Below are 26,324 nucleotides of genomic sequence, written 5' to 3'. Positions count from 1 at the left end.
ATAGAGATTCATAAACTACTCAGCGGAACCTGACATCATTTGACAGAAATGCTCAGCCACACTGATAATTTTCACAACGCTAGAGCTGGAGGAGGCAGCGAAGAGGTGCTGAACGAGGAGGGCAAAGCCTTCGCTATTTCGAGGAGCGGGAAACCTCAATCTGCTTGGTGTCGAGCTGATCTAGCACTTGTTCATCCAGTACTATGTTTGGGGATAAGCTGTAGTATTGGCTCCAATTCCCTATGGGAAAGCTTCCAACAGAGAAGTAGAAGAAACCATGCTCGGCATAGAAATCGCCTCCCCGCTCGTACATGAGGATCAGGGGGTCATAGGGGTCTGGAAGAGCAAATTTGGTCACCTCCGGCCTGTCCTTCACTACAGCCCAATGGACGAACCACTCACAAGTTCGCTTAATGGGGCGGAATAGACGGAATTGTGTCAGATGGCGCTTGAGTACTTCGACCTTGGCTTCATCAGCACGTAGTGAGGGATCGATCTGAGCTGCCACGTCAAAGAAGGGCCATTCATCGGTACAACCTAAAGCTTTTGCCCATAGGGAAGCGCGTCTCAGGTATTCCCGAAATAAAGCAATGTGGGAGGCGGTACGAGAATCGTTTAGCTCCCAGTTGATCGCCTTGATTCGCTCTATTCCTCTGTCAACGCTGTTGTCTTGGGTCATTTGATTCTTTTTCTTATCTCTTCAAGCACTTGATCAAGATTCGAGAGATCCTCAGCCAATGATAATCCCTCCGAGGACTTACCAAGATCTTTCTCCCAGTGACCGAAGGAAGAACGACGTGGATTGGGATTGGGGGCGAGGTTATGGGCTCCATATCCTTCATCACCCGGCATGGGATAGTTACCCCAACCATATTTTGGGTGTTCCCTCCAAGAGTTGGGATTCATATACGGCAGTCCATCATCCATTAGGCCCGCTTCTACATACTCGTGTGCTATGAATTGCCTGAAATTGGCAAGCTCATCAACAAACTCCTCAGCTTGCATGGGTTTATTCATAGCATTCATCCAGGACTCAGCAATGTCTTCAAGCGGAGCGAAATTGCCTTTCTCACGCCTGATTGTTTGTGTGACGTAATTGGCTACCTCAAGTTCGTGTTCTTTAAGGAAGATATGCTCTTTGACCTTGGCAATGTAATGCTCGGGAATCCCTGTGTTTTGTGCGATCCTAGCGACATCGTCAGTCATGGCGGCGATCTCTTGGTACTGACGGATTGTCTTTTGCTTTACGCCATCAAGATCAACGTACCTTGCTCCTCCTGGTGCCTGTTCCCGTAAGCCATCGGGCACTTTCACACCCGCGTCAGGTGTGGTGGTCGTCACTTCAGATGGGGTAGGGTTCTTTTCTGGTTTGGGAGGTTTAGTGGGTGCAGTTTCCTCAGATACCGGAGGTTTCGCAGGTGTAGTCTCTTCAACTACTGGAGGTTTCGCAGGTGTAGTCTCTTCAACTACTGGAGGTTTCGCAGGCGCAGTTTCTTTAGGACGCGGTGAAGATGTTGGAGCATTGATATTCGGTTTAGCACCTCTGGGAACACCTGCCAACTCCAAATTGCGCCCCGTCAGCAAGTCATCCACAGGTCTTAGAAGATCTTCTCCCTGCTTACCCGCCCATTCCAGAGCATCTCCACCCCATTTGATAGCCCGTTCTCTTTGTTTACCAGCCCAATCTAAAGCTTTTCCTCCTTGTTGACCTAGCCAATCGAAAGCCTTTCCTCCCTGCTTACCCATCCAGTTGAGGGCATCTCCACCCCATTTGCCAATGTCAGTTTTGCCCAGCGCTGCAAGCGCATCCCCACCCCATTTACCGACTTCTGTTTTGCCCAGCCATTTACCTGCTTTCCCAGCTATATTCCCAAAGGGAATTAAACCTACACCTGACCAAGCAGCATTAGTTAATGCTTCTTGTGCTTTTTCACTATCACCTTGGGAAGCATAATATCCCGACTCCCCAAGATACCAACCTGTATTAATCGCATCAGCTACATTACCAACAACTTCTCCAGCAGCCCATCCTGCTACTGCACCTGCTGGTCCACCAACAATAAACCCAATTCCAGCACCAACAAAGGGGGCAGCAAGACCGACAAAATCTAAAATGCCGTGTCCCCATTTGCTAATAGTGTCGTAGTTATCCTTAACCCATTGAGATACATCACCCCACTTGTCTTGTACCCAATTCCAACCTTGAGATAACTTATCCCCAGCCCAAGCTAAACCTTGTGATGCTTTCTCACTCGCCCAACTACCAATTTCAGTGGCTTTATTCTTAGTCCATTCCCAACCTGATTTAATCCCATCACCAGCCCATTGCAGAGCATTGCTGCCTAACTCTCCTAGTTGTTTAACTCCATTCCAAGCTTGAGAACCTTTTTCCTTAACCCAATCACCAACAGCGGAGCCTTTTTCTTGCAGCCAATTTAAGCCTTGATCGCCTTTTTCCTTAACCCAATTCCCAACAGCGGCACCTTTTTCTTGCAGCCAACTTAAGCCTTGCGAACCTTTTTCTTTAACCCAATTCCCAACAGCGGCACCTTTTTCTTGTAGCCAACTTAAGCCTTGAGACCCTTTCTCTTGACCCCAACTAACCGCACCCGAAGCCTTATCTGATAACCAACTTAAGCCTGCGGAACTTTTCTCTTGAACCCAACTAACCGCACCCGAAGCTTTTTCTGATAACCAACTTAATGCGCCAGAACTTTTTGACTGTACCCAACTCTTAGCACCAGAAACCTTATCACCCAACCAAGAAACAACGCTACTCGCTTTGTCTTGAACTCCAGAAACTAGGGAACCTACAGCACCACCAAGCCATTGTAAAATCGAGCTTCCTTTAGACTGTATAGCAGAAACTGCACTTTGTCCTTTTTCCTGTAATCCACTCACAAAAGAACCAGCTTTTTCGCTGACTGCGTTAACTGCGCTTGTTCCCTTTTCTGTCAGCCAATTTTTAGCAGCTTCACCTTTTTCTCTCAGCCAATTTTTCGCGCTGCTTCCCTTTTCAGTCAGCCAAGAAGTGGCGCTGCTAGCTTTTTCTGTAATAAATGTCCCGGCAGCACTGGCTTTTTCCCCTATCCAAGAACTTGCACTGCTGGCTTTTTCGCCTATCCAAGAACTTGCACTATTAACTTTTTCCCCTAACCAACTAAATGCTCCTCCTGTTTTCTGATCGATCCATCCACCTGCACTATTAACTTTTTCCGATAACCAATTAGTTGCTGCTGCTGCTTTTTCTGTTGCCCAACTGGTAGCATTATTAACTTTTTCTCCAATCCAGTTTTGTGCTGACCCAACTTTACCTTGGAAGTTTGCCCATCCTTCTGATGCTTTACCAGTTAAGGTTGTCCATTTCTCATTGAGGTAATCTCCTGCACTGGTGACAGACTCATTTACAGAAGTCTTAACTTGTTCGCCTTGTTGTTGCAGTTCTTTACCAACATTTTGGGCTTTTTCGCTAATTCCTTGCCATCCTTGCTCAACTTTCTGAGTAACAGGAGCAACCTTACCTTGAATCCCACCCCAAACTGATTCAGCTTCTGCTTTGAGGGCTTGCCATTCTGCTTGTAAAGCTTGACTATTACCCTGTTCTTGCCCTTGTTTTTGCCCTTCTTGTTTTGCCCCTTCTTTTGCCCCATTCAGTTTAGCGATAAAGCCAGACGCTTTCGCCATATAAGTTTGGGAAAACTGCTGGGCTTCTGTTTCTAGGGCAGTCATTTCTGAAGTAGCACTATTTTCTAACCCTGTCCAATTACTTTCAATTTCTCCTTTTGACTCAACAGCTTTATTTTCTATATTGGTAACTTTATCGGCAACTTGTGTTTGTACTTCTTGCTCTTTGCTAGTGGTTTCTTGTTTTAAGTTTGTTTCTTCTCCTTGTAATTCATTAGCTTTAGTTTGGGCATCAGTTTGTAGTTCTGTACCTTTAGCTTCACTGTCTGTTTGTACTTCAGTCCCTTTAGCTTCTACTTCCGACTGAATTTCAGCACCTTTAGCTTGTTTATTAACTTCCAGTTCGGCTGTTTTCGCTTGTTTATTTGCTTCTAATTCATTCCCTTTCGCTTGTTTATTTGCTTCTAATTCACTCGCTTTCGCTTGTTTATTACTTTCTAATTCATTCCCTTTCGCTTGTTTATTACTTTCTAATTCATTCCCTTTCGCTTGTTTATTACTTTCTAATTCATTCCCTTTCGCTTGTTTATTACTTTCTAATTCACTTCCTTTCGCTTGCTTATTACTTTCTAATTCACTACTCTTAGTTTGTTTAGCACTATCTAATTGATTACCTTGCTCTTGTTTTGTCCCATCTACTTGAGATTGCTTGCCATCATAATCACCTTGTAATTCGCTCTTTTTAGCAGAAGCATTGCCTTTAAGAGAATCTAAAATACCTTTGGCCCAATCTAAGGGATTAGCAAGTAAATCTCCTTGAATAACTTGACCATATTTAACTTTTTGTTCATCTACTTGCTCAACTGCTACATTACTTTCAGCACCTTTCTCAGCAACAGGTTGTGACGCAGGGTTAACATTCTGATCAATTTTTTGTTCTGGTTGCTGTTCCTTAACTTCCGCAGTTTCAGCTACTTGAGTTTCATCTGCTTTTGCTTCAGTTGCAGCAGTTTCCTTAACTTCTGCTTGAGGTACAGGTGCAGTTGCAGCAGGTGCTTTTTCCTCTGCTTGTGCTGGTTGTGATTCAGCTTGTTCTGAAGTTTCGGTAACTATCTCAGGAGTTGCTTCCCCAGTTGCACTTTCCACAGGAGCAACTTCTGCTGTTTTTTCTGCTGCCGGGGTAGCTTTGGTAGCAACATCTTGAACTTGAGGAGTTTCTGTAGCGGGAGGTGTTGCGATAGCAGGTTTTTCAATTTGCTCAACTTGAGGTTGAGGTAAGGGTTCAGATTTGGGTACATCTGTCCCTGGTTGGGGAATAGAGGCAACTTTTTGTTGTGCTTGTTGTAATGCTTGTTCTAAAGCAACTTTTGGTTCTTGACTACGATCTATATTTTGGGCAACATCCCTACCAGCATTATTCATCTGATTCTGCTGTTGTTGCCACATATCAGTCAACGAAGTACCCCGATCTGCTTGACTTAAATCGGGTACTTGGGTATTTACAGCAGCAATATTGCCTGTTTCCGGCTTTTGATTAGTATTAGCAGGAGTTTCAGCCGTTTTTTCCTGGGTTACTTGTTGCGTTTCTCCTCCGGGAACAGTAGGTGCTGCTGCTTTTGATTGAGGATTAGCAGCTTCTGTGACTGGTTTTGTTTCTGCGTCTGGTACTTTTGATTGAGGATTAGCAACTTCTGTGACTGGTTTTGTTTCTGCGTCTGGTGCTTTTGATTGGGGATTAGCAACTTCTGTGACTGGTTTTGCTTCTGGGGTTGGTACTTTTGATTGAGGATTAGCAACTTCTGTGACTGGTTTTGCTTCTGCGTCTGGTAATTTTGATTGAGGAGTAGCAACTTCTGTGACTGGTTTTGCTTCTGGGGATTTATCCGCCTTCGCTGCTGGGATATCTTGTGAAATTTCAGTTTTACGAGACTCTAAATCAGTCTGTGTTTGAGAATTTTGCCTCGCAAGTTCTGTATCTGGAACAGAGGTAGCAACTTCTTTGTTTAATTGTTCCTGCTGAAAGACTGGCTGAGTTTTATTTTGATCCAACTCAGGAGTAGCTTTCGCTGCTGACAATGACTGATTCCCGTCTTCGGGTTTCTTTTCCTCCCCATGAGTTAGCGGTTTTGTTGCTGGTGCATTACGCTGTCCTCCAGTCTGCTGGATGGTGTGAGTCAACTCATGCGCCGTCAACTCATTTTTACCAGGAGACTTCCCTGCACCGTAGTAAATATCGCTACCGTGAGTAAACGCTTGCGCTCCCAACTCCTTATTCATCCCGACAGCATTGGAGTCAGTATGCACTCTGATAGAGCTAAGATCGGCACCAAAGCGCGGCTCCATAAAACTACGTACATCATCGGTTAAAGCACTACCTCCACCCTTAGAATCCGCGATCCGGCTTTCCACGCTGGCGCTTGCCTGGTTACTGCCATTAGGTTTCAACTGTACTTGTTCTGAATCTTCTGCTGTCTGACGGTGCACCAATGGGGTGATGGAATTTACCTCTGGTTGCATTCCGACTGCTTCTGTTTCAGAGTCCGTCTGGCGTTGAATTGGTTGCTGTAAGGCTGAGTCTGGCATCCTCATGACTTTCGCAGCCATGTTATCAGCTTCTTGTTCGTATTTATCCCCCGGTGCGCCAACTGTTAGTTTGGTTTGAATTGATTCCTTCTGAAGCTGTTGTTCTTCTTCACGCTTGCATTCACTGCATTTAGCCTGAATTGCCCCATCAAGCATTCCCAGAGAATTCGATTCAGACTGTTCCTTCTCCTCCAGAACTTGGCGTTGAATTGGTTGCGGGGCAGCAAAAGCACCCTGCCTCGATGGCGCTTCTATGGTAATATTTCGCCAGTTAAAGCCTGGACGGGCTATTTTTGGTTTTTGTTCTTCCCCTTGTTTCGATATTTTGCTATGATCTGTTTTTTCCTGCAAGCTGTTGCCATCTGACCCATCCTTGGCTGTTGTTGAATTGCTGGATGCGGCTGGTTCAATTGGGCTTTTTGCCTCTTTACCCTGTTCGGAGTTCTCTGGGCGTTGAACGGTTGGGAAGCTGTTTGAATTCTGACTGCCTGGTTCTGGTGCTGAGACAGAAACTCTGTTCCAATCTATTTTAGGGCGAGCCCTTTTAGGTTGTATTGATGGGGTGGAATTACTTGCTGGTGAATCATATTGCTCATCGGTGAAAGGGCGTTGGAATGACTGGGGCGATTTTGCAGCAGCAGAATAGGCATTTGATGAGTTTTTGGTTTGGGCGTGGCTTCTTTCACTCATTGCCTTATTTCTCCTTGTTCACCGCCTGAGAGAGCTTCTTGCTGCTATTGAGCATGAGGACGCTTACGCGCGGATATTTCATTTTATCTTTCGCCGGACGGCGAGTTTCACTTCGCAATAATACTTCATAAATTTACACCATCGCTAAAAAGGACTGTACCGCAGGGAAAAATAAACGCCTTTTTCTGGCAAAGTTCTATCGCCCGAATCCACATCAATCAGCGGGATGCCGTAGTCTATCCGCGCCGAAAAATTATCTCCCATTTGCCACAGCAACCCTAAACCAATTCCCACAAGCGTATTCGAGTCTTGGATTTCGGGAAGTTCATTGTTATTCCATCCGTAACCAAAATCAACAAAGGGAGTTACCTGCAAAACGCCCCCCACTTTCCTTACCCGCAAAATGGGAAAGCGTGCTTCTGCGGAGACGAAAATGCCGTTATCTGTTAGTAGTGTATCCTGACGATAACCCCGCACGCTTCTGGCGCCACCTATGCCAATTTGCTCTAAGGATACTAAAGGATTGGGTGTTAATTGTGCATCGGTACGGAAGATAAATAAGGTGTCGGGTGCTAGAAGACGCACGTACTGCGTTTGTCCCCGCCATGCAAAAAAACGACCATCTGGCCCTGCGTCGTTGGTGGTAGCATTGAGAACATCTAAACCGACACCGAATTGGGATCGCACTGCAAACACATCTCTAGGATTGCGCCGCACATAATCTTGAAAGAAACGCAAACCATAAATGCGCGTCCGTCCCCGTTCATCTGACCCCAACGCTAGGGCAAATCCTTTGTCTTGTATAAACGTCTGACTTTGTTGGTAGTCTGCGGTCAAACCGAGGGCAAATTCCTCACTCGGTCTTAAAATAATCGGTTGGCGAATTGTCAATCCACCAGAGAAGGATTTCCCTTCAATGTCGATGCGATCGAAGGGCGGTGCAATTACCGATGTATCGGAATAACTCGCGGTTAACCCAACAGTACCGTTGCGGGGATTGAAGGGTATTGTGTATTCGAGGTCGTAGGCGTGACTACCGTTGGTATTGGCGTAGGAAAATTTGATCGCATCCCCTAATCCGGCTAAATTCAAGTCTGTGAGAGTCACCCCCCGACGGAAGCTACCGACGCTGGGAGAACGTTCGTTATCAAAGAAAGCTTCGGCGTTAAAGGTATCTGCTTCTTTAACTTGCACTTCCAGGATACTCGCTTCCGCACGTACCCCAGGCTGAAGTTCCGCCCTGATACTGGCGATGCGGGGGTCGAGTTGTAACAATTGCAACGCTTCTAGCAGGCGCGAGCGATTGAGAGGGCGTTGGGTGGCGATTTCTAGACGCTGTAGCACGTAGCCCCGATTTAACCGCCTAGTTCCTGTAACGCGGATTTCTTCTAAACCCCCCTCTCGACATGCGGATTTTCACCACCGCCCGCTGTTTGGGAAAAGTTTGATCGGCTAAAATCACCGCCCCGGAATTGATATACCCTGCATCTACATACTTTTGGGTCACAGCTGCTTCTGCTGCCAGCAGTTCGGCAAAGGTTATCGGTCTACCTGTAAACTGTTGGATGACCGATGCTAACTCTTGATCGCTAAATGCCGTATTCCCCTCAAATTCAAATCTTTCTACCGTAATAGTCTCTTGACTTTCGCCGATGGGTGGCACTTGCGGTGGAGTAGGTTGAGTTCCCTCCCAGAACAGGAACTGGTAAAGTTGGTGCAGGTAGTTCGGGTTCTCTAGGAAAAATCGGATTGGGAGGAGATTGAGCTACCACTTTAAACGGGGTTGCGAATATCACCCCGCTTGCTAACGCGGTTAGCCAATATCTACAGGACTTACCCACGAGGAACCTATCACCTTTGTTTCTTGCTGCGATCTCTAGTTTCAAAGCTAGGATTTTTCAGAGAAACTTTGGTGTTTGCGTAAGTCCAGATCTAAAAAGAGTTTTTTTCACAACTATTAGGCTTGAACTTGTTTATTGAGAGTAGGGAACATGATTAACGTTATATATTTGTCCAAGATATAGCAGTTGCCGTGCCCCTACTTATTTGCGCTGGAATATCTAACAAAATTCATTACCTCTATGAGCGGGCAATCTTATGACGCTTGCGCTCAAAAATCAACAATCTTCCTACAATTGTTACTTTTCCTACTTTCTGAAAGTTAGCGCCAATTGCCTTGGCGCAGCGTGACCAACAAGACGCACCAGACAAAGGAGTTGGGGAGACGCTAAGAGTGCACCCTTCTTTTGATCGAAGCACCTGGTCTGATCCTCCCGAATTTAAACGCGAGAGAAGAAGAGAATTCTTCAAAGTTGGAATCCCCTGGCTCCTACCATGGGGTGTCCCCGCTTTCCCTTGTCTCCCACTCGACCCGTCCTCTTCAAGTCAGCGCCTATCGCTCATCCACCGTTCGATCAAAGCTTGATTCTTATCGCTTTCTGATTGTTTCAAGTATTCAATCGCAATCCGGGAAGCCGTGGGGGAAACAGCGGATTCTTCTAAGAGCCGTTCAAAAATGAGTCGGAGTTGAAGTTGTTCTAATTGTTTGTTGATCAGGATAGCCAGAGCGATCGCTGCCCCGACTAATCCTACCATTGGTGGAACTACGGGCAACCACCACCCCTGTAAAAAAGCCAAGTAAGCAATCAATAATAACCCCAAACATGCGAACAAGATACTGCAAGCGAGCGCCCGCCAAGACTGCAACTGCCAGGTTAACCCTGCTCCGATTAATGACCAGAGGAAAATCCAGAACCATTCTTTAGGTTTACTCCAAACCTTAATCAAAGGTCTTCCATCTAAAACTGCACTTAAAATCTGACCGATCAAGTTAGCATGAATCACCACTCCCGGCGTCCGCTCTGCCGCGCCAAACAAACTTTTACTGTAGGGCGTATAAAAAAAGTCGTTAAGGCTTTCAGCCGTAGCACCAATTAAAATAATGCGATTTTCAATTAAACCGGGTGCAATTCGATTGTTCAGCAGGTCATTCAGGGAAATTGTCGGAAAATTATCTAACAAACCGCGAAAGTTCAGCAAAATTTGATACCCGCCAGCATCAGCGCCAACATAGCCGCCGTCGTTTGGTTCAAATGGCTGGAAAACAGCTTTACCAAACTGCCAGCGATTCTCGTCTATTTGTTTTCCATTCACCCCTTCCGCTTTCAGATAGATTAAGGCCATTTGCAATGCTAAACTCCGATAAACTCGCTGTTTGCGTTGCACCGATAGCAAGCCACGGCGGACTTGGCCATCGGTATCCAACACGATATCAACAAAGCCAATTCGCTCTAACTGGCTTAATACTAAGGGCGGGGCAATTCGAGGGCCAACAACTTTTTCAATCCCAATTAAATTGGGCGTTGATTTAAACATTTCTACTAATGCTTCATGACCCTTTTCTACAGGTAAATCTCGATATAAATCCAAACCAATTGCTCTAGGATTGCGCGCTTTGATATTTTTAATTGCCTGGACTAAAACTCGATCGGGGATGGGCCACTGTCCAATATTAGTAATATCCGTTTCGCTAACGGTGACAATAACAATACGCGGCTCGGGAGATTCTAAAGGACGTAACCGAAAAAACTGGTCTAGTACATCCCATTCCATCCCCTGGAATAATCCCGTCAAACGTAAAAGGATCGCCAAGCTGGCGACCCATAGCGCCGTTACCGCAGTCCAACCTGACCAAATTCTATGTCTGAGAGATTCTTTTTTAGTGTTTCGTCTAGTAAAAGAGAGGATATAATTGGCTTGTTCAACGGATTCTAGGGCATTTTCAGTTTCCCGCTTGCTCAATGCTTGACTGGCACCCAAATATTGATAATCTAAGTCGCTCAAACTTTTACCCAATGACCAAGTTAGGGCATCTTTGAGTGCAATTCCGCGCAATAGACGCGATTCGTCAGTTCGTTGGGAAGCAACCCAAGCTTCCAAAGATTGAGAATAAGGACGCAAAGCAGCTAATTGTTTTTCCACCCACTCGAGGTTAAAAACTTCTTCATAAATGCGATTTTTAACGTCCAGCAACCCTTGTTCTCTAACAACCAAACCACTGAGTAAAAGTTCAATTTGTTCGCGACTATCATCGGTTTTAACGGCAAATCCTTGTAAAATTTGCTGGTAAATCCCCAGCATTCTGCCCGTATATTTGCCCTGGCGTTCGATGCGATCGCGTATGGTTCGCAGGTGTTCCGGTTCGTCCTGGGATTCCCAGCGTTCTATCACACCGGATCTGACAATCTTTTCCACCCAATCTGCCTCGGTTCCCGGTGGAATTGTCACCTGGCTACCCGCCCTATCTTCGCTAAAATTAGTGACGAGATTGCACAGTTTTTGCGTCAGAAATGGCTGGCCTCCTGTCCAAGCTAAAATTTCTTTTAAAACCTCTTGACTATTTCCCCCTTTTATGTTTAATCCCTCAGCTAGCGACCCAGCTGACTGCAAGTCAAAACCCTTTAATTCTATCGCTTGACCGATATTAAACGGGGTGCGATTCCGATCTTTAATTAAATCAGAAGGCGTAGCCACCCCAAAAATAGCAAACGTAATCCGCTTGTAGTTGGGATTAATTGCTCTTTGGTTATAGCAAAATCGAATTAAGGCAAAAAAGTCATCTACCGGAAAATCCAAACTTAGGGTACTGTCGATTTCATCAATAAAAATCACTAACCTATCTTGGGGAAATTGAACTTCTAGTAACTCCCTAATAAATTCATTTAATATTTTAATATAAGAAAAATCTTCCTGTTCTTTCCACCAATTTTTAAAGTGAATTTTATTTAACAACTTAAACCCCGTCCACAACTCGGCAACAATGCCCTTGTACCATTGCAGGGGAGTGATATTTTCACTGCCAATATTGGTCAGATCGATAGCAGTGCATTTAAATCCTTCTCGTTCGAGGCGATGTTTAGTTCGCACTAAAAGCGAAGACTTTCCCATTTGACGGGAGTTGAGGACGTAGCAAAAATTACCTTGTTTTAAAGCTTCGTAGAGTTCTATATCTGATTGTCGCTCCACATAACTGGGAGCATTGCTGGTTAAACTACCGCCAACTTGATAATGAATCATTTATGAATTTTAAGTAATGGGTAATTGGTAATTGGTAATGGGGAAGAAAATACCTAACCCAAGTTGCTATTTATAACTATTATGGGTTGCTCGCATTGCTAATCGCTAATTGCTAATTGCTCATGGGAATATTTTTCGGTTATAGCATTAGCCATTAGCGATTAGCCATTAGCTATTAGCAGCCCTAAAAAGATAACTAGCAACTTGAGTTACCTATTAAAAAAAGTAGCAAGCGCTAGGGTGCGAAGGTTTTGGGTGGAGGTGGCGGCGCTAAAAGCCGCAGGGGGACTACATACCGGCTAAAAACGATCCGGGTGGGTTCCCAAGGCGATCGCCAATACACCTCCTGAATCACCGCTTTGTTATCCTGATTGGGCGACCATTTAAAAGTAATTAACCCAAAGTTGTTTCGTCCGACAATCTCCTCACCTTCTTGCAACCACTGATTTCGCCAAATCAAAGATACGCTATTTTGCCAACTTTTGCGTTCGGAAGAACTTGATAAACCCTGCGTACTCGTAGCAATTGATTTCAAATCTCCGCTCAATTCCTGCGCTGGATCGCGTTTAATCCAATCAATCCGATAGCGCCAATCAGGGAAAGAATTCCGATCTTTGATAACAATTTCCCAAGCTATTTCCTCAGTGCCGCTCATTCGTTTAAATGACCGTATAGTTGGTTTTCGCTCGGGAAGTTCTACATCGAGCATCCGCACCATTTGCGGCGTGACTTGGATTTCAATCAATTGCGGTGGTTCGTTCCATCCCGCCCATTCTTGTACTGGTTCTGGGAAAATAGATTTTAATTTTGTGTGAGCAACATATGTTTTCCACTCGGCATTTTTAAACGCGCTGGCAGTTAATTGTGCCAATACCCGTGGTAATTCCTGTGTATCGGGATTGACGGGTGCATCGCCAAAATGGCGACGGAACCAGTAGTTGAGTCGAACGGCACAGGAATAGTGAATATCGCCAGAGAGGATGGTAATGCGATCGCGTTGCTTAAACAGTTCCGCCAGCAACTGGGTAAAAGCTTCCTCGTGAAAATTCCACGAGTCCCCCACATCCGATCCAAAAACTTTACCTTGACTCAAATGCAACCGTTGCACCAAGTCAATAATCGACAAACTCACCAAATTTGTCGGCAAAACCACCAGCGTTACTTCGATTGTCCTCCCCCCTTTTGTAGGGGGGAATGAGGGGGATGCAAAAGCAGTTAGCGCTTGGCAAATCTGTTGGTCAAATCCTGTCGGACATAAAAGCATGGGTGGATGCATCAAGGCATCTTCGCCCTTGGGATAGCCTCGCCAAGTGCGCGTATCCATCACCAGCACTTCATGGTTAAAGCTTCTCACCGTATAGTGCCAGCGTAGCGCTGTTGTTCCATCCGGGTAATCCCGATCCAAAATCAGAACATCGCCGTCAAGTTTGAACTTCGGCAAACCCGTTTCCGGATCGAGGGGGGGAATTCCCACGTACTTAGAAATTGCTTCAAAAGCAGATTTATCCGTCCCCGCCGAATTAGACCAATCAACCGCCGCTTGTAATAGTTTCTCACCGGGTTGCCCCGACTCAAACTGGTCGGGGGTATTTCCCCATCCCTGAAACACGGCATACGCCAGCATTCCATTCTGCACCACACGCCTGCCAAGCGCCTTGCTTAACACGCGGTTACACCACTCGCGATTGAGACACCAATCATCGGTGATATCGTGGTCGTCGAATACGGTATAAGTTGACACATTCGCCAGCAGTCGCCGCACTTTCCACAAATCGCTAGCAAAGTTTTGTAAAGCATCGACTTCTTTATCCCACAGTTTTGCGTGCTTGGGGTGTTGGCGAATTTTCTGGCCAGGAGGGAAACGATCGGGCCAAAGAACTTGCGACCAAGCGAACAAATACATGGCGTAGTATTCGCCCAAGCTAAACAGGTGACTCTTAGCTTTTTCGGGGTGATTGACCAGCATGGCGGTAAAGCCGCCATCATCTCTGGCGATATCGCTGCGCGTACCCGGTTTTAGATCGCTGGGTTTTTTGTATCCATCCCCCAAAGGCAGATTTTCTTCCCACCCCAGCAGGGTATCCCCGGCGTCAGTCACCGCCCACAGCAGGGGGTCGGCGACATCGTCTCCGTAGATTTGGTCGCCGGTAAAAAATAGCTGGTGCGGTCTAGAATTTGGCAACCCAGCCTCCAAGGCGATCAGATCGTCGAGCATGGGTAAGGCATCCTGTCCGCCTCCGTGGGGTTTGCGGCAAGAACCGTGTACGATTCGCAGGTGGTTTAAATCCTCCGGCGGTAGGGCAAAGGTGGGCAGACCATGGTCGAAATAGCTAACCGTGACGTTGGAGGGGAAGCTTTCTGAGTTTAAAGCTTTGAGCAATCCGCCATCGTAGTGGGAAAAAGTGAGGCTATAGGCGTAGATTTGTCCGGCTTCGAGTTGATGGCGAGTGACTGGCTTTGCCGTCACGGCTACTACGTGCAGGTATTTACCTAAAGCGACTGTCTGGCGCGAACCTTCGAGGATGGGGTTTGCTATTACCTTGTTCCCGGCGTGGGTGGCATATACGCCCAGTCCGACTTGGCAAGGTTTTTTTAACGCGACCCAAACGGTAACCGCATCCGGTTCGGTGCGCCGCAGGATGGGGCCAGCCAAAATTAAAGGCAGGCAGGCAAGGCGGTGGCTTAGGGGTATCCACGACATGCGTGCGAAGTCTCCACTCGACTATCTAGCAGCCTGAATCTTAAGGATGACTTTAATATACAAACTTACGAGCATGTTCCTGTAACAGACTGGTGACCAATACAGAATTGCCCATCCCTGCGTTCGCGCAGCATGTGCCTAGCACGTATCGCGCTTTGATCGTACCAGGGGTTCAATTGTCCTCCAACTGAGTCCCGCAATTTTTGCAGAACCTTGCATCAGCATCGTGAAAAGACAACGCGCAATTCGGACAAAGCGTCTCTACCTTGTTGACCGTTCTCACCAAGCGCTTAATCAAATCTCCCACTTGCCAGGGGATGAGTGCAATTCCGGTAAAAATCATCAGCACCGTCAGGAGGCGACCCGCTGCTGAAATCGGCGTCACGTCACCGAACCCAACCGTTGTCATCGTTACTACAGCAAAATAAACCGCATCCAAAAATGTACTGAACTGCGCCCGATTAACCGGATGCTCGACTTGATAAATTAATCCTGAATAAACAAAAATAATAGCAAACAAAGTAAATAATATCCTGGCATAAATGACGCTATCTCCCTTGCTAAAACGACTTTTAACCGTCTTTCCTTCTAAAAAGCGAACTAGGCGCAAAATGCTAAACCATCGAAAAATGCGGATGTAACTTATATCTATTACTCCGATCAAGAATGGTATAATAGCTAGCAAGTCAATTAGAGAGAAAATACTCAATAAAAACTTAATCTTTTCTTCAGCACACCAAAAACGTAACAAATACTCGAGGGCGAATATCAGTAGAATTACGTAGTTTGTAAAATTTAGATGAAGCCGTAGACTTTGAGGGATGTCATAGGTTTCAATAATAAAGATCGCGGACGATAATAAAACTAGAGCTGTAATAATTAGATTGATGATTCTGCCAGTAGGCGTTTCAATGTCTTCAAAGTAAAAGGAAATCTTTTCTCGGATCGACATGAGTGAAATTGGTAATAATTTTATCAATCCTCGCGGCTTAAGCTGGGGGATGCTAGGAGCACCCTAGCCAATTTACCTTAGAAATTAGCATTTGGAGTGCTATGCCGGTCGGGGTAGGCTACGCCTGCCCATCAGCTAGGGGGTGGGACCCGAAAGATGGAGCAAACAAGATGAATCCACTCAGACAAGACCACCTGACTGCTGACCATACCTGAAAAATCCAACCTGATTTCCCAGTTAACCGTCGAATTTCATGGAATTGGTGTGATATGCGTATCCTAATCTATTCTTACAATTACGCTCCAGAGCCGATTGGCATCGCTCCTTTAATGACCGAACTGGCAGAAGGTCTAGCCAAGCGCGGTCACAGAGTCCGCGTGGTCACGGGAATGCCCAACTATCCAGAACGCCGCATTTATACGGGATATCGCGGCAAGTTGTGGATTACCGAAAGAAGCGGAAACGGCGTCGTGGTTCAGCGCAATTGGCTGTGGGTTCGCCCAAAACCGAATTTGTTGGATCGAATTCTGTTAGATGGCAGCTTTGTGCTGCTGAGTTTGGTTCATGCGATTAAGGGTAAGCGCCCGGATGTGATTCTTCTAACCTCACCTCCTTTGCCAGTTTCGGTTCCGGCGGCGTTACTGGGATGGTTGCACCGCTGTCGGGTTGTTCTCAACCTCCAGGATATTTTGCCAGAAGCAGCAATTCACACGGGGCTACTGACAAACAAAACGATGATTCGAGTCTTTGAAGCTTTGGAAAAATTCGCCTACCGGACAGCGCACAAGATTAGCGCCATCAGCGATGTGTTTGTGGAAAACTTGGTCAAAAAGGGTGTAAGGGAAGACAAAATTGCCTTAATTCCCAACTGGGTGGATGTAAATTTTATCCGCCCCTTACCCAAAGAAAATAACGCCTTCCGCATCGCGCATCAACTCGAAGGTAAATTCGTGGTGCTTTACTCAGGCAACATCGCGCGCACCCAAGGCTTAAACACGGTTATTGAGGCTGCCGTTCGCCTGCAACATATTCCAGATATAGTGTTTGCGATCGTTGGCGAAGGAAATGCCTTGCACGAATTGCAGCAGTATTGTCAAGATCGCGGTGCCGACAACGTGCGGTTGCTACCGTTCGTTCCTCGGGAAAAACTGCCGGAAATGCTAGCCGCAGCCGACGTGGGATTGATCGTACAAAAGAGCAACGTCATCGCCTTCAACATGCCTTCAAAAACCCAAGTGCTGCTGGCTTCGGGACGCCCGATCGTCGCCAGTGTTCCCGCCAGCGGCACGGCAGCCAGAGCAGTTAAGCAAAGCGGTGGCGGACTGGTGGTTGCCCCAGAAGACCCCGATGCGTTAGCATTTGCCGTCAAGGATCTGTACGCCGATCGGGAAAAAGCCGAAAAGTTCGGTCAGCAAGGCAGGCGGTATGCAGTCGAGCAATACTCCTTCGAGCAAGCTTTGGATCGGTATGAGGCGCTATTTGCAGAAGTCACTACCGCTCCAGCTACCATCCGGAATGCCGTACCAAACTAAGTGAAGTTTAAGCCGTAAAACCACGGTGCAGCTGCATCGCTCCAGTCAAAAACGATAAAATAAACCTGGTAATTTCTCGTATAAGCAAGTTGCGCTTGCCGATCGTTATGTTGTTACCTGTGGAAATTACTAGGTTGATGGGCGAGCGGGTATGAGCTTGGTTAGGGGATAACGTGCCCGATTCCCGGCTTCAGCATATTCTCAGAGTTGAGCAGACAGCTGCTCTTTTGGCTAGCGATCGCCACCTGGACGTTGAGAAAGCCGCTGCGGCTGGGTTAATGCACGACCTAGCTAAAAATTTTACCCCCCAACAACTGTGGGAAATAGCAGAAGTGGAAGGTTTAGAAGTCGATGGGGTTGATGAAGCGAATCCGCACCTAGTGCACCCACAGCTAAGCGCAATTGTCGCTAGAGATCGTTTTGGGGTTCAAGATGAAGAAATATTGCAGGCAATTGAGAATCATACTTTAGGCAGACCGGGCATGAGCCGGGTAAGTTGTATCGTATTTCTAGCTGATAGCATAGAGCCACGGCGGGGACAAACCTCAGAGTTAGAGGCAAGGGCGGCTGGTGAGGCGTGAAAATATTGCTCAAGCTGTTTAGGAAAGTGGCGATTAGTCGCTGAAACATTTGATGACTATCAATCGTTTAATTCACCCTAGAACTGTATTGACCCGGAATTGGGCAATGCAAATGGCAAGCCGCAACAGGCCATCAGCCCAGGATAATAACTTGATAACTGCATAGCAACGATGGCTTTGAGCCTGAAAAAATCAAGTGAAATTGCAGAAAAACCTGAAAAACCGATTAAATAACCGTCAGAAAGGAGAAATTTGGCTCGAGTTAGCAAGTTTGTTAACATTGAAAACTGGAGAAGGATAGATCAATTTAATGTCTGATAATTTAAAAACTGTAAATTCCGCATACCGTGCAATAGTAGAGAATTCGGATGCTGCTTTATCCCAGAGAGATTCTGTTGGGGAGACGCACTCGCGTAGGGATTCGATCTGGTTCCTGGTAAGGGACGCGGTAAGCGCAGCGGAAGACCGCAAGGGCGCCGATATCGTCGTACTGCGAGTATCCGAGGTATCGTACTTGGCAGATTACTTCGTCTTTATTACCGGCTTTTCGCGGGTGCAGGTAAGGGCAATTGCCCAAGCGATACAAGAGAAGGTGGAAAAGGAATTGCAGCGTCGTCCCAGGCGAACCGAGGGAGAAGCAGAAGGGTCTTGGGTGCTGCTGGACTACGGCGATGTGATGCTCCACATCTTGATGCCTCGCGAACGGGAGTTTTATAATCTGGAAGCGTTCTGGAGTCATGCAGAACGCATAGAGTTGACCGCATCTAGCATCTAATCGGGTTGGGGTTCGCGAACCATGATGGAGTCTTCGGTTTCGGTCTGCCCGGTTCCTTTTGAACAGCAACCCATCAACGAATACCAGGAGTTAAAGGAATCTTGGTTTTATAGCTGGGCAACCCTTCAAATCGGTAGTTATGTAACAAAAATAGCTTGGGTTTGGGGTTGGAGTTGGCTGGTGGCGGGACCTGTCGCAGCGGCGAGTTTTGCCCCGATGAAGGCAACTGGTAAGTTTTTCCTGTTTGGGGGGGCGATCGCAAGTTTGTTGATGACGTTGGTGCTGCTGCGGTTATACTTGGGCTGGTGGTACGTGCGCTCGCGGCTGGTAAATCCGACGGTATTCTACGAAGAGTCGGGGTGGTACGACGGTCAAACCTGGGTGAAACCACTCGAAGTGCTGACGCGCGATCGCCTGTTGGTAACTTATCAGGTGCAACCCATCCTGGGACGACTCGTGCGAACCTTCTGCATCCTCGCCGTCATTTTCAGTATCGGCTGCATTGTCTGGGTTTTCCTGTAAGCCGCAGGGGAATTTTAGATTTGAGATTGGGTCATCGGTAATGGGTCAAATAGCAATAATTGACTAAATTACGAATGACTATGACTAATAACGAATAGCTAATATGTTAAAGTCTTACCCATGACAAGGGGAAAACGAAATCAAACCGCAGAACTGGGAGTCAGCTTACTGCGGGAAGGCATTATTGAATCCACGCACCGCGCCCAAGCAGTTGTATGCGACGAGCGGGGGCGTACTTTATCAGTGGCAGGCAGCGGCGAAACCGCTACCTTCGCCCGTTCCGCGCTCAAGCCTTTCCAAGCACTCGCCGTCACCAGCACGGGGACGCTAGAACGCTATGGCTTGACAGACAAAGACTTAGCGATTATATGTAGTTCGCATCAAGGCAAAATCGACCAAGTACGGCAGGTTTTTAACGTCCTTTGGCGCTGCGATATCGATCCATCGGCACTCCAGTGTCCAATCCCAGAAGGCAAGCAAAGTCCGCTGGAATATAATTGCTCCGGCAAACACGCGGGAATGCTAGCCGTATGCCAGCAGTTAAATTGGTTGCTCAATTCTTACTTGCAGCGCAATCACCCAGTTCAGCAGCTGATCTTGGGCAAAATAGCCGAGTTGCTGCGAATGCCAGGGGCAGGAGAAGAGTTTATCAGCGCCCACGATGATTGCGGCGCCCCGACCTATTTCATGCAACTGGGTCAAATGGCGGCGTTGTATGCTCGATTGTCTTCGGGTGAAAGTTTGGATATGGAACGCATTGTCCGCGCCATGACCAATCATCCGGCTATGGTCGCAGGCGATGGAGAATTCGATACCGAATTGATGCGACTGACTGCTGGCGAAATCGTCAGTAAAGCTGGCGCAGAAGGCGTTCAGTGCATTGGCAAGGTGGGCGAAGGCATGGGGCTAGCGATTAAAGTCATCGATGGTTCTAAACGAGCCAAGTATGCTGCGGCGATTCACCTGTTGCGGCAAGTGGGCTGGATCTCTCCAACGGTGGCAGACAGTTTGGCTGAAACCTTTGTGACTCTAGGCAAGTACAAGCGTCTAGAAGTTGTTGGAGAATTATTGCTGCCCTAGTTGCTATTTTTTTGAGTTTGTGGTTATACTAGATAAAGCGACGCGGGATAGAGCAGTCTGGTAGCTCGTCGGGCTCGCAAAGCAAAACTAACTAAACGCTTAAAAGTTAGTTTTGTTATGGGCTGTACGGGAGGAAACTTTCGTGCGATAGCCTCTCAAATTCGGGGAAGCCTTTAGCGTGGTAATCCCGAGCCAAGCCAGTTAATTTCAGATTGCAGATTTGAGATTTTAGATTTGAATGAAAATCTAAAATCTAAAATCCAAAATCTAAAATTGATGGAAGGTGTAGAGACTCGATGGGAGGCACCCTAACAGTTAGGCTGAGGGTGAAGGGAGAGTCCAGACCACAAACTGGTCAAACAGGCAGCAAAAGCTGTAGTGGTAAGCATAACCCGAAGGTCAGTGGTTCAAATCCACTTCCCGCCACCAAGTTAATCAACAAAAAGCAAACCCTGCAACCATTAATGGTTACAGGGTTTTGTTTTATGCTGGTGATCGGCTATTACTAAAAGCTGTCGCAGGTACAAAACGCTATCGTGGAGACAAAGCTGAAAGGAGACATCGCAGAGCAGGCGGCTGTACTTCATGCTCTAAAACGCGGCTGGGGAGTTCTAAAACCTGTCGGCGATCGCTTACCTTACGATTTAGTATTCGATGTAGAGGGAACTCTGATTAAAATTCAAGTCAAGCACGCATGGTTTGATGAGCCGTCTGGCAACTATGTGGTGGATAATCGTCGCACCAAGACAAATCGGCGGATAACGATCCGAGAAGTTTATCAGCAATCGGATTTTGACTTTGCCTTGGTGTATATAGAAAAACTTGACTTATTTTATGTTTTTCCAGTAGATGCGTTTATCGCCTACGGTAGTGAAATCCATTTAGTCGAAGCCCTTAAGCGACAGCGAAAACCGCGTTCTGCACAGTATCGCGACGCTTGGGAGTTAATCTGGCAATCGGCTGGGATCGAGAAAACTGGGGTGCAAAAGCAAAGCGGTAGCGCCTTTGGCGCATTGCCTGTTGAAATAAAAGAAGCTATAGGACGAGGTTGAAATATTTATGTCTGTGATGCGGCGACCAATTTTAATTGGAGGAATTGGACTTTCTTTCTCCCTGTGGGCGTTAGAGAGTTTCCATCACTCGATCGATCAAGTGGATGAATGGGGGATGTTGGGTGCTTTAGCACTCGGCGCTGGTTTCTGGTTATTCCGGAAACAGGGTAAAACTGTCCAGTTGCAGCTAGATGCGCCGCCCGTGGATAGGGAAGCCGCAGAAAAAGCGATCGCAAAGGTAGAAACGGTTATTTCCCAGTTGGAAGCAGAAGCGCCAAACCATGACGCGATTCCCCAACTGCGGCAGAAAGTTGGGCAATTAAAGGCAGAATTAGACCGAAAAGAGCTAACTTTGGCAGTTACGGGGACAAAAGCGACGGGTAAGACTACTTTAATTCATCTTTTAGCGGAAAGTTTGGTTTCCCATCTCAAGCAATCGGTGACGATTAAAGAGACACCCGCGTTGTTTACTGGGAATGGGGATGATACTGCTAAGGAAGTGGCGCTCGCATCGGACTTGGTATTATTTGTTACCAACGGCGATTTGACCGATTCCGAGTATGAATTTTTACAGCAACTGAAAAATTCAAATCAGCGCGTTGTCCTGGTATTCAATAAACAAGACCAGTATTTACCCGAAGACCGCGCAGTTGTGCTGCAACAATTGCAACAGCGGATGGGTGGGGATGTAGTAGCGATCGCAGCATCTCCCAAAGCGGTGAAAGTGCGCCAGCATCAGACAGATGGAAGCGTCAACGAGTGGCTGGAAGAGCAAACGCCAGAGATAACGGCATTAACCGCGCAAGTTAGCCAAATTGTGCCAGAAGAAACCCAAAAATTAGTAGTGGCGACGACTTGGCGCCAAGCTGGGGTATTGAAGGCGGAGGCGAAAGGGGTGTTGAATGAGGTGAGACGCGATCGCGCCATGCCTCAAATTGAACAATATCAGTGGATAGCCGCAGCCGCAGCATTTGCGAATCCCGTACCCGCGCTTGATTTGGTTGCAACGGGTGCAATTAACGCTCAGTTAGTGATGGATTTGAGCAATATTTATCAGCAGAAATTCTCCTTGGAACAAGCGAAAACAGTCGCGGGGACAATGGGGAGTTTGATGCTAAAACTGGGTTTAGTTGAACTTTCTTCTCAAGCGATTACCGGGATTTTGAAGAGTCACGCCGTTACATTTGTTGCGGGTGGTGCAGTGCAGGGTGTGAGTGCGGCTTATTTGACTCGGTTAGCTGGACTTAGCTTGATAGAGTATTTCCAAGAGCAAGAAATTAGCGTGGAAGAATCGCGGGGTTTGAATGTGGAAAAGTTGGGCGAAACACTGAAGAAAGTGTTTCAGGAAAATCAAAGGACGGCTTTCTTGCAGGGTTTTGTTAAGCAAGCTGTGGGGCGGATTTTGCCTGAATCTTCGGGGCAGAAACAGCTTGCAGCTGAGGCGACAACGGCTTAATACGCAAGTCTGCCAGCCCGCCAGGCCGCCTGGGGTTTAAACCCCAGGCTAATAGCGAAAGTCCTCGCTCAGAGGACTGAAGATTTTTTAATATCTTTTCAGTCGGTTTTAACCGACTTTTGCTATTAGCCCGGAAATTGATTTCCGGGCGGGTTATCGGGTTTAGGGATAAATTTAGAATTAATTAAAATTAGTATCAAGTGGTTACTATGACTGTTTCTAAATCGGCTGAAAATATTGTTTTATCTTTTCCAGATCACACGCAATTACCAGAATCTGATGGTAGGATTGTGCAGAACTTTCAAGAACATCCCCAAAGCATTTTACTAACAGATTCAATTACGCCAATTTTGCAACAACTTCATCCGGATGGACAATATTGCATCGGTCAAGATTCTGGTATTTATTGGGGTTTAACTGACCCACCATTGAATGGATGTAAAGCACCAGATTGGTATTACGTACCCAACGTACCGCCAATGCTTAACAATCAAGTGCGGCGTTCTTATGTATTGTGGCAGGAATACGTTGCACCGTTGATAGTGCTGGAATTTGTATCGGGGGATGGTTCCGAGGAAAGAGACACAACCCCACCACCGCCACCCGAACAACAAGGAGAATGGAAAGTAGGTAAATTCTGGGTGTATGAAAGGGCAATTCGCGCGCCTTTTTACGGGATTTATGAAGAGAAAAAGGCGACTGTGGAAGTTTATCAATTACTCAATGGTCGCTATCAGTTATTATCAGCAAATGAGCGGGGTCATTATCCAATTGGGCCAATCGGTGTTGAATTGGGAATTTGGCGCGGGCAATATCAAAATATGGAATTGAATTGGTTGCGCTGGTGGGATAGTGAAGGTAATTTGTTATTGACTGGGAATGAACGGGCTGAACTAGAAAGACAAGAAAAGGAAATAGCGCAGCAACAAGTAGAACAAGAAAGACAGCGTGCTGAAAGATTTGCGGAAAGATTGCGTCAGATGGGGATTAATCCGGATGAGGTGTGAGAGGAAATTACAATGGCTAGTTTTGCTGACTTGTTACCAGAAATCAAAAAAAGACCGACACTTTATTTGAGTCGCTACTCAATCTTTGATTTTCAATCATTTTATTACGGCTATGATTTAGCTAAAAATCAACTAGGCATTCCCAAAACGGATGCAGACGTTGAATTTGAAGAATTTTTGTCCTGGGTGCGAACCCGATATAATATCGAAACAACCCAATCTTGGGCGAGTCTGATTCTGTTTCATTCTGTTGATGAAAGAGATGCCCTAGATCGGTTGTTTAAATTGTGGGAAAAATTCCACAGTCGTAAGCAAGACAAATCTTCAATTAAGGAAGAGTCAGAAAGTCAGTCTCAAACGGTTAAAGTGTAATTGAAATTAAGGTTTTTAGGATGGAACGCGATGAAAACTCGTAGCTTTACAGTCATTGTTTATAGAGAAGATGATATGTACATCGCTGAGTGTCCAGAAGTTGGCACTGTCGATCAGGGAGAAACAATTGAACAGGCGATCGCTGGTCTTAAAGAAGCAACGCGGCTATACTTGGAGGAATTTCCTTTACCTGAAACGTCCCCCAGATATGTGACAAGCATTGAGGTTAGCTAACTATTTTAATCCGGAAGCCGCTGTGCTTCAGTTTTCTCGCCAGTGCCAGGTATCGGAAAGCTGAAATGTAGATTTTGCCTGGGGAAGTCTTGTGTTTGCAAATCTTTAACAAAAGCTGTGACGCTTATATGTTACAGTTTACAAGTCTCTGCGTGAGAGAAGAAAATACCCAACCAGACATTCCACCACAAGTGGCACGGGAGATGCCCCCACGGGGCATTAGGGGAGTAGGTCAAATCACCGGATACCCGTCCATTCACACGCCACCCTACGCGATCGTCGAACTTTTGCATGACTTTTGTATCATCAACCCACAACTTGCCGCCGACTTCGAGCCAAATGCGCTTCTGCACGCTAAAGCCGAAGCGCCCATTGCTATATTTTACCCAAAGTTGGTCAATCGTGCGTAAATCTTCGCAGGGAAACTGGTTGATTCTGTTGGTATCAAGACGCCAACTTTCTTGTTCATGCCCCCCTACTTTTAACATTACCCTTTTCGTTTCTTCATCCGCCTCTTTCCATTTTCCTGCTGCTAATAAATCCCGCAATTTTTGATAATCCATTCCCACCGCTGAACGCAAATTATCCGGTGGCGGCGCAAGTAATTTCAACCAATCCTGCACCGACTGCGGGCGTTTTTCCGGCAAAAATTCCAGCCCTTTAACAATAGCTTCATGCACCCTGTCGCTAATATTAGGATTAATTTGAGTAGGCGGTTTTAAAGGTGCATTAAGCGCTCTATCAGATGCAAAGGTTGGCACAGTACAAGTGAGCAAATAATACAGCGTCGCAGCCAGGGCATAAACATCAGTATATTCTCCCCGCTTTGCCTTTGGCGCATACTGTTCCATCGGTGCAAACCCAGGCGTACAATATTGAGTATGGGTCATCGTCAGGTCTTGTGTAAACTCCCGCGCAATGCCAAAATCAATCAACACCGCTTGGGAATTACTAGCGCGTAAAATAATGTTGCTAGGTTTCACATCTCGATGCAGCAAACCTTCCCGGTGCATTGCCGTCAAAGCATCCCCAACTTGCTGAATATAGCCCAATGCTTCTGCTTCTGATAAAACACCCCGCTTTTTAACATAATCATCTAAATTTGTCCCCTCAATATATTCCATCAAAATGCAACAGAGGAAAAAACTAGAAGGTGGCGCACCAAAATTAAACAAGCGATTGCGAAGATTATTCTTCTGTACTCTTTCTTGCAGCAACTGATAAACTTTAACGATATGAGGATGATTTTTAAATTGCACTAGCCGCAGTGCCTCGTTCATAAAATCTTGCTGCAATTTATCAAAATACTGGCTAGCTTGTGCCTCTTCGTTGAGGGTTTTGATAACGTATTGTCGCCCCTCTAAATCTCGCACCCGATAAGTAATGCCAAAACCGCCCTTACCCAGGACATCCCGAATGGTATACTTACCATCCTGCAACCGTTCTCCTCTTTGCCACTGCATTGCGCGTAAGTCTGAAAACACTTTGTATCAATTTTGGCACAGCGCTCGGAGTAATGGAGCGAGGCTAAAATCTTAGGTTCGTAGTAGGCGCTTCAGCGCTAAAGCGCTTACTACGAACATTTTGCACGATTGTCCACAACCGCCAGAGAATAAATTCTCTGGCTAATAGCGAAAGTCCATTGAAATGGACTGAAAATTCGATCAACAGTCCACTGAGCGTGGACTTCAGCTATTAGCCGTGGACTTGAGTCCACGGCGGGCGAAAAACTCAAGTAAGGCGATATTGTGATACCAAGTAATTTGTGCAAGCACCTCTTGCACAAATTGCTCATCTGGATAAGTTTCGGCAAAGGCTCGCATATACTTGAGATTGCGAGGCGAGAAGCCTTTCATTTCTGGAAAAGCTTTACGCAAGTCCGTCGCGAGGCGATTGATTACCTTTGCGCCCCAACCTTGCTGCTGTTGGCGCGTGAGGATATCTCGCCCAATTTGCCAGTAAAGTAATACTAGCTCGGTGTTGAGTGCGATCGCAGCCCTAACTTGCGTCTGAGAAATCCTTTCCTTCAAGTCGCGCAGAAAGTCGTTATAGCCTTCGAGGATATTGGATGCAATTTCGGATTTGTT

General features: G+C 46.4%; 17 protein-coding genes and 2 pseudogenes. 10 read left to right on the top strand and 9 right to left on the bottom strand.

Annotation, left to right across the window (positions count from 1 at the left end):
• Window positions 1-133 precede the first annotated feature (133 nt).
• The 7 genes from MiSe_RS13885 to MiSe_RS13855 form a co-directional block, all read right to left on the bottom strand.
• The gene (locus MiSe_RS13885; RefSeq protein WP_226580264.1) at window positions 134-679 is read right to left on the bottom strand and encodes a hypothetical protein; all 546 of its coding nucleotides are present in this window, start codon (window positions 677-679) and stop codon (window positions 134-136) included.
• Window positions 676-6,897, bottom strand: coding sequence for an eCIS core domain-containing protein (locus MiSe_RS13880; protein ID WP_226580261.1), 6,222 nt, complete (start codon window positions 6,895-6,897; stop codon window positions 676-678). The genes MiSe_RS13885 and MiSe_RS13880 overlap by 4 nt, the downstream gene beginning before the upstream one ends.
• A 144-nt stretch (window positions 6,898-7,041) precedes the next feature.
• Window positions 7,042-8,241: a ShlB/FhaC/HecB family hemolysin secretion/activation protein gene (locus MiSe_RS13875; RefSeq protein ID WP_226580258.1), complete on the bottom strand. Its 1,200-nt coding sequence runs from the start codon at window positions 8,239-8,241 to the stop codon at window positions 7,042-7,044.
• 19 nt (window positions 8,242-8,260) lie between these two features.
• On the bottom strand, window positions 8,261-8,560 hold the full coding sequence (locus MiSe_RS13870) for a POTRA domain-containing protein (RefSeq protein WP_226580255.1): 300 nt from the start codon (window positions 8,558-8,560) through the stop codon (window positions 8,261-8,263).
• A 722-nt stretch (window positions 8,561-9,282) separates the two neighbouring features.
• Entirely contained in the window at window positions 9,283-11,973 is a 2,691-nt protein-coding gene (locus tag MiSe_RS13865) for a CHASE2 domain-containing protein (protein ID WP_226580252.1), read from the bottom strand.
• Window positions 11,974-12,208: 235 nt separating this feature from the next.
• Complete coding sequence (locus MiSe_RS13860; protein ID WP_226580249.1) at window positions 12,209-14,674, bottom strand: metallophosphoesterase family protein; 2,466 nt, start codon at window positions 14,672-14,674, stop codon at window positions 12,209-12,211.
• A gap of 172 nt (window positions 14,675-14,846) precedes the next feature.
• Window positions 14,847-15,626, bottom strand: a complete 780-nt coding sequence (locus MiSe_RS13855) for an ion transporter (RefSeq protein ID WP_226580246.1) — start codon at window positions 15,624-15,626, stop codon at window positions 14,847-14,849.
• Window positions 15,627-15,895: 269 nt separating this feature from the next.
• Between MiSe_RS13855 and MiSe_RS13850 the strand changes: the two genes are divergently transcribed.
• The 10 genes and pseudogenes from MiSe_RS13850 (at window position 15,896) to MiSe_RS13805 (ending at window position 24,237) form a co-directional block, all read left to right on the top strand.
• Window positions 15,896-17,158 (top strand): glycosyltransferase family 4 protein, encoded by a 1,263-nt coding sequence (locus MiSe_RS13850; RefSeq protein WP_226580244.1) that lies wholly within the window; start codon window positions 15,896-15,898, stop codon window positions 17,156-17,158.
• 173 nt (window positions 17,159-17,331) lie between these two features.
• Window positions 17,332-17,905: pseudogene (yqeK, locus tag MiSe_RS13845) on the top strand (bis(5'-nucleosyl)-tetraphosphatase (symmetrical) YqeK).
• A 144-nt stretch (window positions 17,906-18,049) separates the two neighbouring features.
• Complete coding sequence (rsfS, locus tag MiSe_RS13840) at window positions 18,050-18,514, top strand: ribosome silencing factor (RefSeq protein ID WP_226580241.1); 465 nt, start codon at window positions 18,050-18,052, stop codon at window positions 18,512-18,514.
• Between the two features lie 21 nt (window positions 18,515-18,535).
• On the top strand, window positions 18,536-19,036 hold the full coding sequence (locus MiSe_RS13835) for a CGLD27 family protein (RefSeq protein WP_226580238.1): 501 nt from the start codon (window positions 18,536-18,538) through the stop codon (window positions 19,034-19,036).
• A gap of 120 nt (window positions 19,037-19,156) precedes the next feature.
• Window positions 19,157-20,116, top strand: a complete 960-nt coding sequence (locus MiSe_RS13830; RefSeq protein ID WP_226580235.1) for an asparaginase — start codon at window positions 19,157-19,159, stop codon at window positions 20,114-20,116.
• 536 nt (window positions 20,117-20,652) lie between these two features.
• The gene (locus MiSe_RS13825; RefSeq protein WP_226580233.1) at window positions 20,653-21,168 is read left to right on the top strand and encodes a group I intron-associated PD-(D/E)XK endonuclease; all 516 of its coding nucleotides are present in this window, start codon (window positions 20,653-20,655) and stop codon (window positions 21,166-21,168) included.
• A gap of 7 nt (window positions 21,169-21,175) precedes the next feature.
• Window positions 21,176-22,624: a slr1306 family protein gene (locus MiSe_RS13820; RefSeq protein ID WP_226580230.1), complete on the top strand. Its 1,449-nt coding sequence runs from the start codon at window positions 21,176-21,178 to the stop codon at window positions 22,622-22,624.
• Window positions 22,625-22,833: 209 nt separating this feature from the next.
• Window positions 22,834-23,631: a Uma2 family endonuclease gene (locus MiSe_RS13815; protein ID WP_226580227.1), complete on the top strand. Its 798-nt coding sequence runs from the start codon at window positions 22,834-22,836 to the stop codon at window positions 23,629-23,631.
• 12 nt (window positions 23,632-23,643) lie between these two features.
• Window positions 23,644-24,003 (top strand): hypothetical protein, encoded by a 360-nt coding sequence (locus MiSe_RS13810; RefSeq protein WP_226580224.1) that lies wholly within the window; start codon window positions 23,644-23,646, stop codon window positions 24,001-24,003.
• A gap of 30 nt (window positions 24,004-24,033) precedes the next feature.
• On the top strand, window positions 24,034-24,237 hold the full coding sequence (locus MiSe_RS13805) for a type II toxin-antitoxin system HicB family antitoxin (RefSeq protein ID WP_226580221.1): 204 nt from the start codon (window positions 24,034-24,036) through the stop codon (window positions 24,235-24,237).
• 131 nt (window positions 24,238-24,368) lie between these two features.
• On the opposite strand, the gene MiSe_RS13800 is transcribed toward MiSe_RS13805, so the two are convergent.
• Complete coding sequence (locus MiSe_RS13800) at window positions 24,369-25,700, bottom strand: serine/threonine-protein kinase (protein ID WP_226580218.1); 1,332 nt, start codon at window positions 25,698-25,700, stop codon at window positions 24,369-24,371.
• A gap of 267 nt (window positions 25,701-25,967) precedes the next feature.
• Window positions 25,968-26,300 (bottom strand): annotated as a pseudogene (locus MiSe_RS13795) (DUF1016 N-terminal domain-containing protein); the annotation flags it as partial.
• Window positions 26,301-26,324: the final 24 nt, after the last annotated feature.

This window comes from Microseira wollei NIES-4236 (assembly GCF_020521235.1).
GTDB classification, from domain to species: Bacteria; Cyanobacteriota; Cyanobacteriia; order Cyanobacteriales; family Aerosakkonemataceae; genus Microseira; species Microseira wollei.
The sequence above is the reverse complement of the archived record's forward strand: the minus strand, read 5'-3'. Positions and strand labels throughout refer to the sequence as shown.

Coding starts and splice junctions, on each gene's coding strand:
- MiSe_RS13885 (WP_226580264.1), bottom strand. CDS start 679: ATGACCCAAGACAACAGCGTTGACAGAGGAATAGAGCGAATCAAGGCG.
- MiSe_RS13880 (WP_226580261.1), bottom strand. CDS start 6,897: ATGAGTGAAAGAAGCCACGCCCAAACCAAAAACTCATCAAATGCCTAT.
- MiSe_RS13865 (WP_226580252.1), bottom strand. CDS start 11,973: ATGATTCATTATCAAGTTGGCGGTAGTTTAACCAGCAATGCTCCCAGT.
- MiSe_RS13860 (WP_226580249.1), bottom strand. CDS start 14,674: ATGTCGTGGATACCCCTAAGCCACCGCCTTGCCTGCCTGCCTTTAATT.
- MiSe_RS13855 (WP_226580246.1), bottom strand. CDS start 15,626: ATGTCGATCCGAGAAAAGATTTCCTTTTACTTTGAAGACATTGAAACG.
- MiSe_RS13850 (WP_226580244.1), top strand. CDS start 15,896: ATGCGTATCCTAATCTATTCTTACAATTACGCTCCAGAGCCGATTGGC.
- rsfS (WP_226580241.1), top strand. CDS start 18,050: ATGTCTGATAATTTAAAAACTGTAAATTCCGCATACCGTGCAATAGTA.
- MiSe_RS13835 (WP_226580238.1), top strand. CDS start 18,536: ATGATGGAGTCTTCGGTTTCGGTCTGCCCGGTTCCTTTTGAACAGCAA.
- MiSe_RS13830 (WP_226580235.1), top strand. CDS start 19,157: ATGACAAGGGGAAAACGAAATCAAACCGCAGAACTGGGAGTCAGCTTA.
- MiSe_RS13820 (WP_226580230.1), top strand. CDS start 21,176: ATGTCTGTGATGCGGCGACCAATTTTAATTGGAGGAATTGGACTTTCT.
- MiSe_RS13815 (WP_226580227.1), top strand. CDS start 22,834: ATGACTGTTTCTAAATCGGCTGAAAATATTGTTTTATCTTTTCCAGAT.
- MiSe_RS13810 (WP_226580224.1), top strand. CDS start 23,644: ATGGCTAGTTTTGCTGACTTGTTACCAGAAATCAAAAAAAGACCGACA.
- MiSe_RS13805 (WP_226580221.1), top strand. CDS start 24,034: ATGAAAACTCGTAGCTTTACAGTCATTGTTTATAGAGAAGATGATATG.
- MiSe_RS13800 (WP_226580218.1), bottom strand. CDS start 25,700: ATGCAGTGGCAAAGAGGAGAACGGTTGCAGGATGGTAAGTATACCATT.